This window comes from Nocardia sp. NPDC051990, from assembly GCF_040680755.1.
Lineage (GTDB): Bacteria > Actinomycetota > Actinomycetes > Mycobacteriales > Mycobacteriaceae > Nocardia.
In genome coordinates this window covers 66,240-82,178 of the sequence record NZ_JBFAXH010000005.1, presented here as the reverse complement: position 1 = coordinate 82,178, position 15,939 = coordinate 66,240, and the positions used below count along the sequence as shown (strand labels likewise).

13 protein-coding genes and 4 pseudogenes are annotated in these 15,939 nt (G+C 66.7%); 4 read left to right on the top strand and 13 right to left on the bottom strand.

Annotated elements, in window-relative coordinates; genetic code table 11:
• Positions 1-21: 21 nt before the first annotated feature.
• The 6 genes from gatB to AB0L63_RS12060 all read right to left on the bottom strand — a co-directional run bounded on the left by gatB (position 22) and on the right by AB0L63_RS12060 (position 6,118).
• Positions 22-1,527: an Asp-tRNA(Asn)/Glu-tRNA(Gln) amidotransferase subunit GatB gene (gene gatB, locus AB0L63_RS12085; RefSeq protein WP_364498476.1), complete on the bottom strand. Its 1,506-nt coding sequence runs from the start codon at positions 1,525-1,527 to the stop codon at positions 22-24.
• Positions 1,528-1,688: 161 nt separating this feature from the next.
• On the bottom strand, positions 1,689-3,071 hold the full coding sequence (locus AB0L63_RS12080; protein WP_364498473.1) for an alpha/beta fold hydrolase: 1,383 nt from the start codon (positions 3,069-3,071) through the stop codon (positions 1,689-1,691).
• Positions 3,072-3,265: 194 nt separating this feature from the next.
• The gene (locus AB0L63_RS12075) at positions 3,266-3,709 is read right to left on the bottom strand and encodes a hypothetical protein (RefSeq protein WP_364498471.1); all 444 of its coding nucleotides are present in this window, start codon (positions 3,707-3,709) and stop codon (positions 3,266-3,268) included.
• A gap of 65 nt (positions 3,710-3,774) precedes the next feature.
• Positions 3,775-4,809, bottom strand: a complete 1,035-nt coding sequence (locus AB0L63_RS12070; protein ID WP_364498468.1) for an ATP-dependent 6-phosphofructokinase — start codon at positions 4,807-4,809, stop codon at positions 3,775-3,777.
• Positions 4,810-4,880: 71 nt separating this feature from the next.
• A complete protein-coding gene (locus AB0L63_RS12065; protein ID WP_364498465.1) occupies positions 4,881-5,132 on the bottom strand; it encodes a hypothetical protein in 252 nt (83 codons plus the stop codon).
• Between the two features lie 104 nt (positions 5,133-5,236).
• Entirely contained in the window at positions 5,237-6,118 is an 882-nt protein-coding gene (locus AB0L63_RS12060; RefSeq protein ID WP_364498463.1) for a serine hydrolase, read from the bottom strand.
• A 367-nt stretch (positions 6,119-6,485) separates the two neighbouring features.
• Here AB0L63_RS12060 and AB0L63_RS12055 point away from each other — a divergent pair, with 367 nt between their 5' ends.
• Both AB0L63_RS12055 and AB0L63_RS12050 read left to right on the top strand, forming a co-directional pair.
• Positions 6,486-6,968: an adenosine-specific kinase gene (locus AB0L63_RS12055; RefSeq protein WP_364498460.1), complete on the top strand. Its 483-nt coding sequence runs from the start codon at positions 6,486-6,488 to the stop codon at positions 6,966-6,968.
• Positions 6,969-7,181: 213 nt separating this feature from the next.
• Positions 7,182-7,562 (top strand): DUF488 domain-containing protein, encoded by a 381-nt coding sequence (locus AB0L63_RS12050; protein WP_364498457.1) that lies wholly within the window; start codon positions 7,182-7,184, stop codon positions 7,560-7,562.
• Here the strand turns inward: AB0L63_RS12050 and hrpB are convergent.
• The gene (hrpB, locus tag AB0L63_RS12045) at positions 7,559-9,985 is read right to left on the bottom strand and encodes an ATP-dependent helicase HrpB (protein WP_364498454.1); all 2,427 of its coding nucleotides are present in this window, start codon (positions 9,983-9,985) and stop codon (positions 7,559-7,561) included. The two genes, AB0L63_RS12050 and hrpB, sit on opposite strands and share 4 nt — an antisense overlap.
• Before the next feature lie 206 nt (positions 9,986-10,191).
• Between hrpB and AB0L63_RS12040 the strand changes: the two genes are divergently transcribed.
• Both AB0L63_RS12040 and AB0L63_RS12035 read left to right on the top strand, forming a co-directional pair.
• A complete protein-coding gene (locus tag AB0L63_RS12040; RefSeq protein WP_364498451.1) occupies positions 10,192-11,349 on the top strand; it encodes an FIST N-terminal domain-containing protein in 1,158 nt (385 codons plus the stop codon).
• A complete protein-coding gene (locus AB0L63_RS12035) occupies positions 11,346-12,092 on the top strand; it encodes a Mut7-C RNAse domain-containing protein (RefSeq protein WP_364498449.1) in 747 nt (248 codons plus the stop codon). Before AB0L63_RS12040 ends, AB0L63_RS12035 begins: the two co-directional genes overlap by 4 nt.
• An 84-nt stretch (positions 12,093-12,176) precedes the next feature.
• Here the strand turns inward: AB0L63_RS12035 and AB0L63_RS12030 are convergent, their stop codons facing one another.
• The 6 genes and pseudogenes from AB0L63_RS12030 to AB0L63_RS12005 all read right to left on the bottom strand — a co-directional run.
• Positions 12,177-13,358, bottom strand: a complete 1,182-nt coding sequence (locus tag AB0L63_RS12030) for a helix-turn-helix domain-containing protein (protein ID WP_364498447.1) — start codon at positions 13,356-13,358, stop codon at positions 12,177-12,179.
• A 92-nt stretch (positions 13,359-13,450) separates the two neighbouring features.
• A pseudogene (locus AB0L63_RS12025) lies at positions 13,451-13,570 on the bottom strand (acyl-CoA dehydrogenase family protein); the annotation flags it as partial.
• A gap of 61 nt (positions 13,571-13,631) precedes the next feature.
• Positions 13,632-14,112, bottom strand: a pseudogene (locus AB0L63_RS12020) (MaoC family dehydratase N-terminal domain-containing protein); the annotation flags it as partial.
• A 1-nt stretch (position 14,113) separates the two neighbouring features.
• Entirely contained in the window at positions 14,114-15,298 is a 1,185-nt protein-coding gene (locus AB0L63_RS12015; protein ID WP_364498444.1) for a lipid-transfer protein, read from the bottom strand.
• Between the two features lie 96 nt (positions 15,299-15,394).
• A pseudogene (locus AB0L63_RS12010) lies at positions 15,395-15,634 on the bottom strand (fatty-acid--CoA ligase); the annotation flags it as partial.
• A 12-nt stretch (positions 15,635-15,646) separates the two neighbouring features.
• Positions 15,647-15,922: pseudogene (locus AB0L63_RS12005) on the bottom strand (AMP-binding protein); the annotation flags it as partial.
• Positions 15,923-15,939: the final 17 nt, after the last annotated feature.

Below are 15,939 nucleotides of genomic sequence, written 5' to 3'. Positions count from 1 at the left end.
TTTCGTTGGGGGAGCCGAAACTCAGGCGCAGGCCGCGAGCACCAGCTCACGCACCCGGGCCGCATCGGCTTGGCCGCGCGTCGCCTTCATGACGTCACCGACGATCTTGCCCGCGGCCTGGACTTTGCCCGAGCGGATCTTCTCGGCGATATCGGGATTGGCCGCCAGCGCCTTGTGCACCTCCGCCTGCAGCGCGGTCTCATCGCTGACCATGCCGAGGCCCTTGGTCTCGACGATCTTCGCCGGATCACCCTCGCCCGCCAGCACGAAGTCGACGACCTGCTTGGCGACCTTGTTGTTCACCGTCTTCGACTCGACGAGCTTGATCACCTCCGCCACCTGGGCGGGCGTGATCGACAACTCCTCCAGCGGGACCTCACGCTCCTTGGCCTTTTCGGTGAGGTAGGCGACCCACCATGAGCGGGCCTCGTTGACCGGGGCGCCCGCATCGACGGTCGCGATAATGAGATCCAGCGCGCCCGCGTTCACCAGGTCGCGCATGACCTCATCGGACAGACCCCAGTCGGACTGGATGCGAGCGCGGCGCAGCCACGGGTATTCCGGAATGGTGCCGCGCAGCCGCTCCACCCAATCCTCGGCGGGCGCAACGGGTTCCAGGTCCGGCTCAGGGAAGTAGCGGTAGTCCTCGGCGGTTTCCTTGCGGCGACCTGGCGAGGTGGTGCCGTCGCCCTCGTGAAAGTGCCTGGTCTCCTGCACGATCGAACCACCGTCGGCGAGAATGGCGGCCTGGCGGCGCATTTCGAAGCGGACCGCGACCTCGACGCTCTTGAGCGAGTTGACGTTCTTGGTCTCGGTGCGGGTGCCGAATTCCGTTGCGCCGATGGGCATCAGCGAAACATTGGCATCGCAGCGCAGCGAGCCCTGCTCCATTTTTACGTCGGAGACCTGGAGCGACTTCAGCACCTCACGCAACGCGGTCACGTAGGCGCGCGCCACCTCCGGCGCCCGCTCCCCCGCGCCGGTGATCGGCTTGGTGACGATCTCGATGAGCGGCACGCCGGCCCGGTTGTAGTCCAGCAGCGAGTGGCTCGCGCCGTGGATGCGGCCGGTGGAGCCACCGATGTGGGTGGACTTGCCGGTGTCCTCCTCCATATGCGCGCGTTCGATCTCGACGCGGAAGGTGCTGCCATCGTCGAGCACCACGTCGAGGTGGCCGTTGACGGCGATCGGCTCGTCGTACTGGCTGATCTGGTAGTTCTTCGGCTGGTCCGGATAGAAGTAGTTCTTGCGCGCGAACCGACCCCACGGGGTGATCGCGCAATTCAGGGCCAGCCCGATCCGGATCGCCGACTCCACGGCCTGCTCGTTCACCACCGGCAGTGACCCCGGCAGACCGAGGCACACCGGGCACACGTGGGTATTCGGCTCCGCACCGAACTCGGTCGGACAACCGCAGAACATCTTGGTCGCGGTGTTCAGTTCGACGTGAACCTCCATACCGAGCACCGGCTCGAACCGATCGATGACATCCGCATAGTCCATCAAGTCGACGGTGGGTGCACTCATAGCGGTCAGTCTATTAACCCGCCCACCGCCCTCGCCAAGCGGTCAGCCGCGCCGCGCGGCCCAACTGGTGAGCTGCCGCATAGCCGGTGCGTACCTCGCACAAGATAGAGCGTGTGCGGTGCTCGCCGGATGTGCGGTAGCGCTCTGGTCTGATCGGGAGGTTAGCGGGGTTGGGTGTGTTGGGTCAGCCAGCTGGTGGTGTAGGTGAGGACATCGGGGGCGATGGTGGTTTCGATGGCGGAGTATTCGCTGGGGAGGCCGGAGTTGGCCGGTTGCATGAGGTGGTTGAGGTCGGGGAAGACATGGACGGTGGCGTCCGGATCGGCGGCCAGGCGGTCGCGCATCGGTTGTTCGTTCTGGGTGGCCAAGACCTGCATGTCCTTGCTGCCGAAGAAAGCGAGGACCGGGATACGCAGGGCGGAGAGCGCGGGGGCCGGGTCGTAGGTGATGAAGGACGCCATGTAGGTGGTGTTGTAGGCGTCGAGGACTTCCGCGGAAGCGCGCTGGTTCGGCGGGAGGGATTCGTTGTGGCGGTAGGCGAGGTCCTTGGCGGCGGCCAGATCGCCGCGGCGGATCAGATTGGTCCAGTTGGTGATGTAGGTGACCTGGTCATCGATTTGGGACTGCGATGCGCCGCCCCCGCCGAGCAGTGCACGGTTCTGTTCGATCAGCACCTCCCAGCCGGGTACCGAGGGACCGGCCATCAGGATCGCGAAGGCGACGCCGCTGTCGGGACGCGATGCCACCACCGGCGCCAGATAGCCGCCCTCGCTGTGGCCGAACAGTCCGACGCGGGCCGGGTCGATATTCAGACGGGCGCGCAGGAAGCGCACGCCTGCCGCCGCGTCGTCGGTGAGATCGTTGTAGGTGGCATCGTCGAGTTTGCCGCTGGTGCCGCCGACGCCGCGGTCATCGGTGCGCAGTACGGCATAGCCCGCGCGCGTGAAGGTGTCGGCCAGCAGCAGGAAAGGCTTGTGGCCCATGAGTTCTTCGTTGCGGTCTTGGGGGCCGCTGCCGGAGATCATCAGAATTGCCGGGAAGGGGCCATTGCCCTCCGGCCGGGTCAGTGTGCCCGCGATGGTGATATCGCCGTTGCGGTAGGTGACGTCTTCGGAACGGTACGGGTACGGCGGTTTCGGCTCCTGTGGACGCGTGGGCGGCGGGATCTTGCCGGGCTCGAGCGTCAGCGGCAGGCTCTGGCCCGCCTGCCGGAACTCACCGACAATCCGGTTGGCATCCTTGTCGAACTTGCCCTCGAACACCGGATCGCCCGAAATATTCGGAATCGCGAACGCTATCCGATCCGGTCCGGCGGAAACATCTTTCAACTCCGCACCGCTCATGCCCTGCATCGGAATATCGAGGGTGGCGCTGCCGTTACCGGCGAAACTCACCCCAACCGCCAACGGCGCGCCGGGCACCTCGATGGACCCGTGCCAATCCCCGGTCAACGACCGGGTCTCGCCCTTGTCCGATGACGAGCACCCCGCCACCGATGCGACGATCAGGACCAGAACCGAGACTAGCCATCGCCGATTGCGCACGCCGCAACACTACCGATCCGCGCGGACCTATCGGACGAACTCGGACGCACACGACTGCTCGCATGCACCGCCAGTCCTGCCCGCAGCCGGGCACCCTTTGCGTTGTGTGCCCGGCTATCAGCAGGGTGCCCGGTTTCAAGCCGCTCTCGCCGCCGCCCGGGGTACGGTCGTGCCAGCGACCGCGGGGCCAACCTTCACGCCCCGCGGGCGTACCGGACGGCTGCGGCGATCGCGTCCATGTCGAGTTCGAGGGTCGGGTCGTCCTCTTGTGCCTCTTGGAATTCCAGCATTGCGTCGGCCATGCCGCCGCGGCGAGCAATGGCCAGGAGTTCGCGGCGGACGTAGGCGCCGAGCGGGAGTTCGGCGGCGCGGGCACGGCGGCCGAACATGCCGAGGGCGTCGGCCGGCAGATCGTAGACCTGGATGAGGGTTACGGCGCCGGAGTCGAACTCCGGGGTCAGATCGCGGCCCTGGGATTCCAGGAATTCCACGATCGTGTCCACGGAAGTTCGCCGGCGCGCCATTGCGATCAGTTCCTGACGAACCTGAGCTTCGATCGATATGCCCGCGACGCGAGCACGACGGCGGAATACGGCAACAGCATCGGTGGGCAGGTCGGATACCTGGAGTTGAGCCACGTCGACCAGAGTAGCTGTGCGACAAGGAATTCGGCAGGTCTCGATTGTGCAACAAATCGCCGGATTCAGCCGAAAAACGCCTCCGCTTCGCGGTAGCGCTCGGCGGGCACCCGCTTGAGCTGCTTGGTGGCCTCGGACAACGGAACCAGATCGATGGAAGTGCCGTGCAGAGCAACCATTTGGCCGAATTGTCCGGCATGCACGGCCTCGGCGGCGTGCAGACCGAAGCGGGTCGCCAGCACCCGATCGTACGGTGTCGGGCTGCCGCCGCGTTGGACGTGTCCGAGCACGGTGGTGCGAACCTCTTTGCCGATGCGGCGCTCGATTTCGGCGCCGAGCTGCTGCGCGACACCGGTGAACCGTTCGTGGCCGAATTCGTCGATACCACCCTCGAGCAGCGCGAATCCGGAATCGGGCGCCGGGTGCGCCCCTTCGGCGACCACGCAGATGAAGTGCTTATCGCCGCGCTGGAAGCGGCGCTTGATCATCGAGCACACCTCGGCCACATCGAAGGGCACCTCCGGTACCAGCGTGAGGTGCGCGCCCGCTGCCATGCCGGAGTTCACCGCGATCCACCCCGCGTGGCGGCCCATCACCTCGACCAGCATGACACGCTGATGCGATTCGGCGGTGGTGTGCAGCCGGTCGATGGCCTCCGAGGCGATGGACAGTGCGGTGTCGTGGCCGAAAGTGACGTCGGTGCAGTCGATGTCGTTATCGATGGTCTTCGGGACTCCGACCACCGGGACGCCCTCGTCGGACAGCCAACTCGCGGCGGTGAGTGTGCCTTCGCCGCCGATCGGTATCAGTGCCTCGATCCCGTTGTCGTCGAGAGTGCGCTTGATCTGATCGAGTCCGGTACGCAGTCTGTCGGGATGGGTGCGAGCGGTGCCGAGCATCGTGCCGCCCTTGGTGAGCAGGCGGTCGGTGCGATCGTCGTTCTGAATGGTGATCTTTCGATCTTCGAGTAGACCGCGCCAGCCGTCCTGGAAGCCGACGATCGCGTCGCCGTAGCGTCCGTTCGCGGTCCGAACGACGGCACGGATGACCGCGTTCAGTCCTGGACAGTCGCCGCCTCCGGTCAAGACTCCGATGCGCATGGCGCATATCTTGCCCCGCTTCGCGCGATCACGCGGTCACACCCCCGTGAACACGGGGTAACGGCTACGACTCAATACACATAGACGCTCGCGGTCGCACCGCCGCCACAGGTCGCGAATTGGTCACCGGCAGTGCAATTCATCTGGTAACCCCGATTATCGACCGGAATGTGCGCCATCACAATTGTGCTGTCACCGCCGTCGGCGTAGGCCTTGCGCACCTCCTCGGCGCAGGCGTAACTGGTGACAGTGGTGATCGCGGACGAGGTGAAACAGCCGAGCGCCGCTCCACCTCGCCGAATCGCCCACGGTCGTGGTCCCACGATCTCACCCGCTGAGTCGGGTTTCTCGGTGTCGCCGTTACCCGGTCAACTGTGCGCGCCGACGGGGCCGCCGTGCGAACCAGCGGGCTCCGACTCGACCGGGATCAGGAACAGCTGCCGCCGGAGAGTTCGTCGAGGTGCTGGGAGATCAGCGTGGCGAGCCGGTTCAGGATGCTCGTTCCGTCGGACAAGCTGCCCGAATCGGGTTGGATGGCAACGGCGACCGCGATCTGACCGCCCGGTCCCTGGATCAGGCCGAATTGGCGGACCAGATAGGCGCCGGAGGTGTCGGGCCCCCAACCGCCCTTGAATCCCGCGCCCTCGAGTTCACCGATGCCCCAGCGCTGACTCCACGTGATCTGTTCCATCAGATCGATCACGTCCGAGCTCTGCGGTAGGCATGGCAGCCGGGAGGCGAACCGCACCTGTTCGGTGAGCGCCCAATCCGCCTGTCCGAATGCGGAGGCATCCGAACGTGTCTTGGTGGCGGGCACCGTAGTCTTTGTATCGCCGCCCTCGCGCAGCACGGCCTCGACCGCCTTGGCGGCCTCCTGGCCGCTGCCGAGCGACTGCCAGAGCGTATCGGCCGCGGCATTATCGGACTGGGTGATCGCCGCCGTCGCCGCGTAGCTCGAGCTGGTCGAGCTCTTGCGCTGTGCGGCAATGACCAGCGGCACCTTCATCGTCGACCAAGCGGGTCCGGTCGTCCAATCGCCGAAGGTCACCATCTTCTCGCCGCCGACCGGCATGATCGCCATGCCCAGCTTGCCGTGCACACTCAACTGCAGTTCCTGGAAACCGGCGGCCAGCGTGCCCGGCACCGTGAACGATAGCTGCTGCTGGTCGGTATGCGCGGCGGCCGCGGTGATACCGGGCTCAGCGGAGTGTTCGTCGGCGTCCGTGCCGCATCCGGCCACCAAGAGGAGTCCGGCCAGCGCCGTAGCGCCGAGCGCTTTGCGCAGGCGCCGGGATAACTCAAAATACATATTTCGACACATTCTCGTTTCGAACGTCCGCGAGTTTCGATGTCAATACGGCATTCCGACACCGTACTTGGCATCGACACCGAGCGCCCACCGCAACCGCGCCGAAACCGCCGAACCCGGAACAGCGACAATGGCTTACGACGTGGTCAACGGGCATGTACACCGTAATGCGTCCGCTTTGCGCCATCGGTCGTCGGTGACCGCGCGCTGCCGCCCTCATCCGCGAACTCATTGTGTTCATGGCCTCGCAACGTACTCGACAATTCCGGCACGACCCACTTTTCGTGGTACCAGGGGTACTGCATGCCTCGAAGGATCGGGCGTGTCGCCCTGGCGCACAGACTCGGAGGCGGCGCAGGATGGTTCGATGGAGCTGACTTCGGTACCCATCGATAAGCCGGACGATCTCAATGTCATCATCGGACAGGCCCACTTCATCAAGACGGTCGAGGACCTGCACGAGGCACTGGTCGGGATCAGTCCGCATCTGCGATTCGGGTTGGCATTCTGTGAGGCATCCGGGCCGCGGCTGGTCCGGACCTCCGGCAATGACGACGATCTGACCGAGCTCGCCACCAAGAACGCCGTGGCGGTCGGCGCGGGACATTCGTTCATCGTTTTCCTGCGTGAGGGCTATCCGATGAATGTGCTGAATGCGGTGCGACAAGTCCCCGAAGTTTGTGGAATCTTCTGTGCCACAGCCAATCCGGTCGAGGTATTGATCGCCGAGGCCGAATTGGGCCGCGGGATTATCGGAGTTGTCGACGGGGGTGGGCCGCTCGGCGTCGAAGGCCCCGACGACACAGCAGCCCGCAAACAACTACTGCGCCAGATCGGCTACAAGTTGTAGGTCGGCTACCGCACGGCAGTGCCCGGTCTCGCGAGCACGCAATCATGAGGCGGTACGAATGACCGACCGCCGCACCGGTGAGTTCGAGGCGGACGGTATGGCGCTGATCAGGACGATGTCGGCCGACTGCTCCCGCCTAGGATGGAGCTACCTCCAGAGCTCCACGAGAGGAGCAGTGTGCGGCGACAACGAGCAGCTCAGGACGGGAGCATGATGAGCCAGCACGTCACCTACCGGAGAATCTATGAAGCACCGATTCCGTCGGGCGGCACCCGAGTACTCGTCGATCGAGTCTGGCCACGTGGGATGCGCAAGGAGGACGCGCATCTGGACGAATGGATGCGCGATATCGCACCGTCGACCGAGCTGCGCAAGTGGTACGGGCACCAGCCCGAGCGCTTCGCCGAATTCCGTCGCCGATATCTGGCCGAACTGCGCGATACCCAGCACCGCGAGGCCGCCGAGCACCTGCGGGAGATTGCCCGCGAACATCCGGTGACCTTATTGACCGCCACCCATGACATCGACCACAGCCAGGCCGCCGTCCTCGCGAACTGGATCGCGGCAGAAGCAAATACGGCACCCAGGTCCTAGCCGACGTTACGGGCGGTCCCGCGGTGCGCGGGCACGCTGGCCGGATCCTCCGGCCACGCGTGCTTCGGATAGCGGCCACGCAGGTCGCTGCGGACCTGTGGCCACCCGGTGCGCCAGAACGACGTCAGATCCGCGGTGATCGCGACGGGGCGTTGGGCGGGTGAGAGCAGATGCAGCACGATCGGGACGCGCCCATCGGCCAGCGACGGTGTCCGCGTCCAACCGAAGACCTCCTGCACATTGACCGCGAGCACCGGTGGATCGGTCGAATAATCGAGACGGAGGCGGCTACCGGAGGGCACCGGCAGGCGCTCCGGCGCGAGTTCGTCCATGCGCGCGGCATCGGGCCACGGCAGCAGGCGGCGCAACGCTTGTCCCGCATCGATGCGTTCGAGGTCACCGCGGCGGCGGGCCGTGGCGAGTTCGGGGCCGAGCCAGGTGCCGGCATCGGCCAGCAGTGATTCGTCATCGACCGGCGGCCAGGGGTCGCCGAGCGTGCGGTGCAGGAAGTCGAGCCGCTGACGCAGGGTGACCGCATCGGAATCCCAGTGCAGCAGAGCGAGTCCGGTCGAGTTCAGCCCGCGTCGTACTGCCGCGCTGAGCAATTGACGATTCGGATCACGAATCTGGCGCTCCGACAACACAATCGCGCCCAACCGTTCGACCCGCCGAGCAACCACATCACCGTCGGACCAATCCACCTCGTCCGCGATCTCCAGCAGATTCGATGCCGCACGGCGGGCGAGCTTTTCGTCGGCGACCGCGGCCAACCGTATCCGGCCCTCGGAACGCCCCGGATCGCGTGTCGCCACCGCCACCGCCAGCCACTCCGCAGCACCCAGCCCGGATCCCGGCGGCAGCGTCACCGCGGTGCCGCCGGCCATCAGATAGCTTGTCGAGCCCGGACTACGCCGCCGCGCCAGCCGCTCCGGATGTGCCAGTGCGACAACGAAAGCCGGGTCGTCGTCGCCATCCGTCGGATCGACCAACCGCGACAGACGCTCGACCTCCCGCCGCCAGCGCCCCGGCCGCTCCCGCCGCAACACGCCCAGACCGGCCACGAGATCGACGCCCGGCATGAGGGTGTCATCGTCGAGGATCGCGACCACTTCCGCGGCCGCCCGGGTGCCCACCTCGGCGGCGCCGTCGAGCAGCGCTCGCGCCAATCGGGGATGCAGTCCGACGCGTGCCATGTGTCGTCCACGCTCGGTCACCTCCCCCGTTCCGGTCACGGCTCCCAACGCGCGCAACACATCTCGCCCAGCGGCCAACCCACCTTGCGGCGGTGCGTCCCACCAGGCGAGGCCGTGGCCATCGGGTGTGCCCCAACACGCGAGCTCCAACGCCAGCCGAGTCAGATCCGCCGTGCGGATCTCCGGCTCCGGATAGGCGGGCAGGGTGCCGTTCTCGTACTCCGGCCAGCAGCGCCATACCGTCCCTGGTGCCTCGCGTCCGGCGCGCCCGGCCCGCTGCTCGGCCACGGCAGCCGAAACCCGAACTGTCGCAAGGCCGGACAACCCACGTCCCCGATCGATGCGCGGCACCCGAGCCAGCCCCGAATCCACCACGGCCCGCACGCCGGGGACCGTCAAACTGGATTCGGCTACCGCGGTGGACAACACCACGCGCCGCCGCGAACCAGGCCGCAACGCAATATCCTGTCCGGCAGCGGAAAGCCTGCCGTGTAGGGGAACCAGATCCACGTCCACATCGGTCAGCAAATCCGTGGTCCGGCGGATTTCGGCTGCTCCAGGTAGGAAGACCAGCACATCCCCGTCGACCCCGGCGAGCGCCGCCCGCGTGGCGCGAGCCACCTGAGCTTCGACCCGTTCCCTCGGCAACGGCGGAACATATGTCGTCGCCACGGGAAAGCTCCGGCCCCGCACGTGCACCACCGGCGCAGCCCGATCACCACCCAGGAGCACCGAAAGATGTTCGGCCGCAACGGTTGCCGATGTAGCGAGCACCCGCAGCTCCGGCCGCAATCCGGCCCGCGCGTCCAGCAGCAACGCCAACAGCAAGTCCGCGTCGAGATGGCGCTCATGACATTCGTCGAGGACAACGACATCCGCGCCCGCCAACTCGGGATCGCCCTGCAACCGCCGCACCAGCAATCCGGAGGTGACAACCTCGATCCGAGTTCGGGCACTCACCCTCCGATCTCCCCGGACCGAATACCCGACCGTCTCCCCGACCGACTCACCCAACAACGCCGCCATCCGACCCGCCGCCGCTCGCGCCGCCAACCGCCGAGGCTCGGCCACAACCACCCGCCCGACACTCGCCAGCGCCAGCGGCACCAATGTCGTCTTCCCGGTTCCCGGTGGCGCGACCAATACGGCGGTGCCACGCTCGGTCAATGTCGCGACAATGCGATCGAGCGCGCCGCGCACCGGCAGATCGGGAAGTTCAGGCAGTTTCATTGCCAACCAGTCTGTTCATTGCCAACCAGTCTGCCGACCCGTTGTCGGCGGCCTGACAGGGAGGTCCACCTCGGCATTACCGAAACCCTCAGCACGCCCGCGACGCCTATCCCACCGCTCCGACGGCGCGTTTTGGTCCGATTTCACTGAAATATGTTGTGTGGCAACAAGACCCATGCCCACATACAATTCGCTACGATAGAAATGTGCGGATCGGAGTAGGGCTCTCCACCGCGCCAGGAGCGTGGCAGGCAGGTGCGGAAGCCGCAGCGCACGCCCGCGATCAGATTGCGGGCGAGACGCTGTCGCTCGCTGTGCTGCTGGCATCACGAGCACATACCGACGATGCCGCGGCCGTACTCGCCGGGGTCCACCAGACGGTCCGGGTGCCCGCACTCGTGGGTTGTGTGGCGCAGGCGATCGTGGCGGGCGCCCGTGAGATCGAGGACGAGCCCGCGGTGGTGGTATGGCTGGCATCCGGTTTACCCGCCGCCGCCGAGACATTCCAGCTCGAATTCATCCGCACGGCGACCGGAGGACTACTCGCCGGCTACCGCTTCGACAAGGCCGCACGCGACTTCCATCTGCTGCTGCCGGACCCGTTCTCCTTCCCTGCCGACGTTCTGCTCGAGCACCTGAATGCCGATCTGCCCGGCACTACCGTGATGGGCGGGCTGGTGAGCGGCGCGCGGGGGCCGGGCGGTTGCAGGCTGTTCCACGATCACGATGTGGTGACCTCCGGTGCGGTCGGCGTGCGACTTCCCGGCCTGCACGGTGTCCCTATCGTGTCGCAGGGCTGCCGACCGATCGGCCATCCGTATATCGTCACCGGCGCGCATGGCGCGGTGATCACCGAATTGGGCGGCCGACCACCGATCCAGCGGTTGCGCGATATCGTCGAGGTGCTGCCACCCGACCAGCAGGAACTGGTGACGCACGGATTGCAGATCGGCATCGTGGTCGACGAGCATCTGCCGGTACCCGGACAGGGTGATTTCCTGATCCGCGGCCTCCTCGGCGCTGACCCGTCGAGCGGCGCGATCGAGATCGGCGAGGTGGTCGAGGTCGGCACGACCGTGCAGTTCCAGGTTCGCGATGCGGTCGGGGCGGACGAAGACCTGCGTGCGGCCCTCGTCCAAGTCGGTTCGGACCTGCCGGGACGCCCGGCGGGTGCGTTGCTGTTCACGTGTAACGGACGGGGTCGGCGGATGTTCGGGATCGCGAATCACGACGCCGCGACGATCGAGGACCTGCTCGACGGCATACCGCTCGCGGGCATCTTCGCCGCGGGCGAGATCGGGCCCATCGCCGGCCGCAATGCGTTGCACGGATTCACGGCATCGATGGCGGTATTCGTCGAATGAGCGTCGACCTGCGGGTCTACGCCGAGCTGAACGATTTCCTACGGCCCGACAAGCGGCACACGGTGCTGCGGCGACCATTCCGACCCCATCAGACGGTGAAGGACGTCATCGAGGCGGCCGGCATCCCGCACACCGAGGTCGACCTGGTGCTGGTCAACGGGCAACCGGTGACCTTCGGCCAACGTCCGCGACACGGCGATCGGATCACCGCCTATCCCGTATTCGAAACCCTGGACATCGGCCGGGTTACCGGGGTGCGCCCACACCCGCTGCGCGAGCCGCGCTTCGTCGCCGATGTCAATCTCGGCGGCCTCGCCAAGCTCATGCGGTTGATGGGTCTGGACGTGCACTGCCAATGGGATGCCGACGACGCCGCACTCGCGGAGCTGTCGGCGGCCGAGCACCGTATCCTGCTCACCCGCGACCGTGGACTGCTGAAGCGGCGCAACGTGACGCACGGTGTATATATCCGGTCGGACCAACCGGTCAACCAGATCGTCGAGGTGATCCGACGGCTCGACCTCGGCGATCGCTTGGCGCCGTTCACCCGCTGCCTGCGCTGCGGTGGCGCCGTTGTCGCGGTCGCCAAAGCCGAGGTCGAAGATCGGCTGCAACCGCTCACCCGCCGCCATTACGACACGTTTCGGCAGTGCCGCGACTGCGGGCGGATCTACTGGCAGGGCTCGCACCAGGTCCGGCTGGCCGCCACCGTCGCGGCGATCCGCACCGGACTGAATCAATAGGTCCGCGGAATCCGACAGCTCGCCGTTTGGTGTTCATGTGGCCGGTGACGCCGATGCGAGTCAAGCCGACTTTTCTGCCCGAGGTCAGTCGGGCGGCGGCAGTTCCAGCAAACGGGTGCCGACCGTTAGCAGCCGGGCGTGGGTGCTGTCGGTCCCGCGGAGTCGTCGTGAGAGGGCGAGGTCGTTGGCAATGTGAATGGCCGATTGGACGCGCACGCGGGCGGTGGTGGCGTCCAGACCGGGGCGGACTCGGCGCAGGAGTTGTACCCATTCCGCGATGTACTGGTGTTGGAGGACTCGGACTCGATGGCCTTGCGGCTCGGGTAGTTCCACGCTCTCGGTGAGTAGCAGGCGGACGTCGGCGGGGCGCTCGAGTGCGAAATCGGCGTAGCTGGCCAGCAATCGGCGTAGTGCGTCCGTTTCGTCGTCGGCCTCGGCAAGGGCACGGTCCAGATCGCGTCGCAACCATTCGTTGCCGCGTAAGAACGCGGCCTCGAGGATCTCGGTCTTGCCCGCGAAGTGGTTGTAGAGGCTGGGGCCGGCCATGCCAACCGCACGGCCGATGTCCTCCATGCCGACGTTCGAAAACCCATGGTCGGCAAACAGTTCCGCGGCGGTGTTGAGGATCGTGGTGCGGCGGGCGGATACCGCCACACCCGGTCGGGTGGGCGCGGGAGGTGCGGCGGGCGGGAGGTCGGGCAGCTCGCAGTCGACGGCGATGACCAGCAGCCGTTCCACCAGCCGGGTGAGGCGGTCCTTGGGCATCTGGATGTTCTGGAAGGAGATGCCGGTCATGATCGCGAGCACAGCCGATGCCAGGAATTCGGAATCGGCCCTGCTCAGTTCCGATCGCCGCGCGCGGATCAGCGCGGCCGTATGCGCCAGGACCTGGCCGATGCGCTGTCCGACGGTCCGACGGTCCTCAGGAGTCAGGTAGCGGGCCTCGCGGTGCCAGATCACCCCGAGACCACGATCACGCACCGATGCGCGGGCCGCCACCGCGGGCAGATCCTCCGGTGTGGCCTCGGCCAGCTGGTCGCGCGCCCGGTCGACCGAACCGAACACCACTTCGGTGAGCACCTTCTGCTTGGAGCGGAAGTGCCGGTACAGCGCGGACGGGCCCATGGCCACGGCCTCGGCGATATCGCTGATACTGGTGCGCGCGAAGCCGCCCCGATAGAACTGCGCGCTCGCCACCTCGACGATCAGCTCCCGCCGATTGGCCGGGCGAGTCCCACGCGCCGGGCGCTCACCGGTCGCCGTCATCGTTGTCCCTCCTGATCGCACTATCACCGGCCGCGCCGTTCACCGTCTCGATCCTGCCATCGTGCGCGCCCGGTCCGATGGCAGGCGCGGGATCACAGCGACCGGGCAATGAGTTCGCGCACCACCTCATTGGCACCGGCGTAGATCTGCTGGGCCCGCGAGTCGGCGTACATACGCGCGATCAGGTACTCGAGCATGTAGCCGTAGTGGCCCGCCCGCGCACAGCAGGCCGAGTTCGCCCGCGCGCAGCCAGAATGCGCGGTCGACGTGCTTCTGCTCGATCCAGCGCTCCCGGTGCGGCAGTGCCTCGGCCTCGAGGAAGTCGGTCGCCATGCGCACGACGATGACGGATTTCAGATCGGCGACCGCACTCCCGTCCGCTCGGGTGATGGTGGTTTCCTTGACGATGAACTCCAGCGCCCCGCCTTTCTTCGCGTACACGTCCGTGATCCGGGGGCGCGCGGTGAGCACGTCACCGGCATGCGCCACCGAGTGGTAGCGAAACTCCTGCTCGCCGTGCAGCACCCGGCCCAGGTCCACGCCTAGTGCAGCCATCCGATCGAAGGGCTCGGGCTGTTCCAGTTCGACCGCGAACAGGAAGGTGGGCGGCACCGGCGCCGGCCGCCGCTTGCTCGTCGGTGAAGACCGGATCGGTCTCGCCGATCGCCTTGGCGAACAGGCGCAACCGGCCCGCGTCCACAGTCAGGGTGACCGGTGCGAGTTCCGCGCCGATGACATTCGGATCTACGGCCATGTCAATCCACCTTCTGGTACAAGGTCACCACGGCCGCGCCGCCGAGACCGATGTTGTGCTGCAAGGCAATTCGTGCGCCCTCCACCTGCCGGGCATCGGCGGTGCCGCGCAGCTGCCAGACCAGTTCCGCGCACTGCGCCAGCCCGGTCGCGCCGAGCGGATGCCCCTTCGACAGCAGGCCGCCCGACGGATTGGTCACCACGCGACCGCCGTAGGTGTTGTCGCCGTCGGCGATGAACTTCTCGGCCGTGCCCTCCGGGGTGAGGCCCAGCGCCTCGTAGGTGAGCAGTTCATTGGTGGTGAAGCAGTCGTGCAGTTCCACCACGGGGATTTCGCGCGGATCGACTCCGGCGTCCTCGTACACGCGCTGCGCGGCGGCACGGGACATGTCGTAGCCCACGATCGGCAGCATGGAGTTGTCGGCGAAGGTGGAGGCGTAGTCGGTGGTCATGGCCTGCGCGGAAATGACCACGTCCGAACGCAGTCCGTGTTTGCGCGCGTACTGCTCGCTCACCAGGATCGCGGCGGCCGCGCCACAGGTCGGCGGGCAGCACTGCAACCGGGTGAGCGGGCCGTAGATCTGCGGCGAGGCCAGCACTTCCTCGACGGTGACCGGATCACGGAACACCGCGTAAGGGTTGTTGGCCGCGTGCTTGCGTGCTTTGACCGCGATCTGCGCGAACACGGCCGGGTCCATCCCGTACTTCTCGGCGTACTCCCGGCCCACACCGCCGAAGAACTGCGCGGCGAACGGGGCCTCGCTGGTGCCCTGGAGACGCTGGACGACCTCGTCGAAGCGGTCGAACGGCGTCGGGCGATCGGTGTAGGCCATGGTCAGCGCGCCGCGCTGCATCTGCTCGAAACCCATGGCCAGCACCACATCCGCGACACCGTGGGCAACGGCCTGGCGGGCCAGGAACAGTGCCGAGGACCCGGTCGAGCAGTTGTTGTTCACGTTCACCACCGGAATGCCGGTGGTGCCCACCCGATACAGCGCGGCCTGCCCGGCGGTGGAATCGCCGTAGACATAGCCCGCATAGGCCTGCTGCACGGCGACGTAATCGAGCCCGGCGTCCGCGAGCGCGGCGCGCACCGCCCGCTCGCCCATGACGTCGTAGGTCTCGGTCCGGCTCGGCGTGGTGAACGGGATCATGCCGACGCCAGCAACCGCGACTCTGTCTGTCATCGATCTTCTCCTAGAGTTGAAAACTAATTGCAATTCACATAGGAAAGCAGAGACGGCCCAAGCGAACAAGAGTGCGGGCCTCGATGCCCAGGGCGGTCAGGACACCTGGATGTCCGAATCGCCCCAGAACCGCTCGCGCAGTTCGCGTTTGAGGATCTTGCCCGCGCCGGACAGCGGCAGCGCGTCCACGATGGCCAGGCTCCGCGGGATCTTGTAGTTCGCGATCAGGGCCTTGCAGTGCGCCCGCAGGTCCCCAGCGGTGAGCGGCTTCGGCGGTCTCGGAGGATGCTGGGCCAGCGCGTTCTCCACCTCGGCGGAATACACGTTCTCACCACCGGGTGCGGGCACCAAACCGGCGAAAGTGTCGTCCACCAGCAGGATTCCGGTGCCGGAGTCGACCAGCGAGTACGCGATCTCCTCCACGGTCCAGCGCACGTTCACCGGATTCATCACCGCGCCCAGCCAGACCGTGGCGAAGTAGTACTCGTGATAGCGGTCCGAGTTCAACGCGAGGATCCCCACCCGAGCCCCTCGCCGGACCCCCAGCTCCGTAAGCCCACCCGCCAGCCGCGCGATCCGCTCGGCCGAGTCCCTGTTCCGAAACCCCACTGTCGCGGAGAACATCAGGCTGTTCGCGCAGA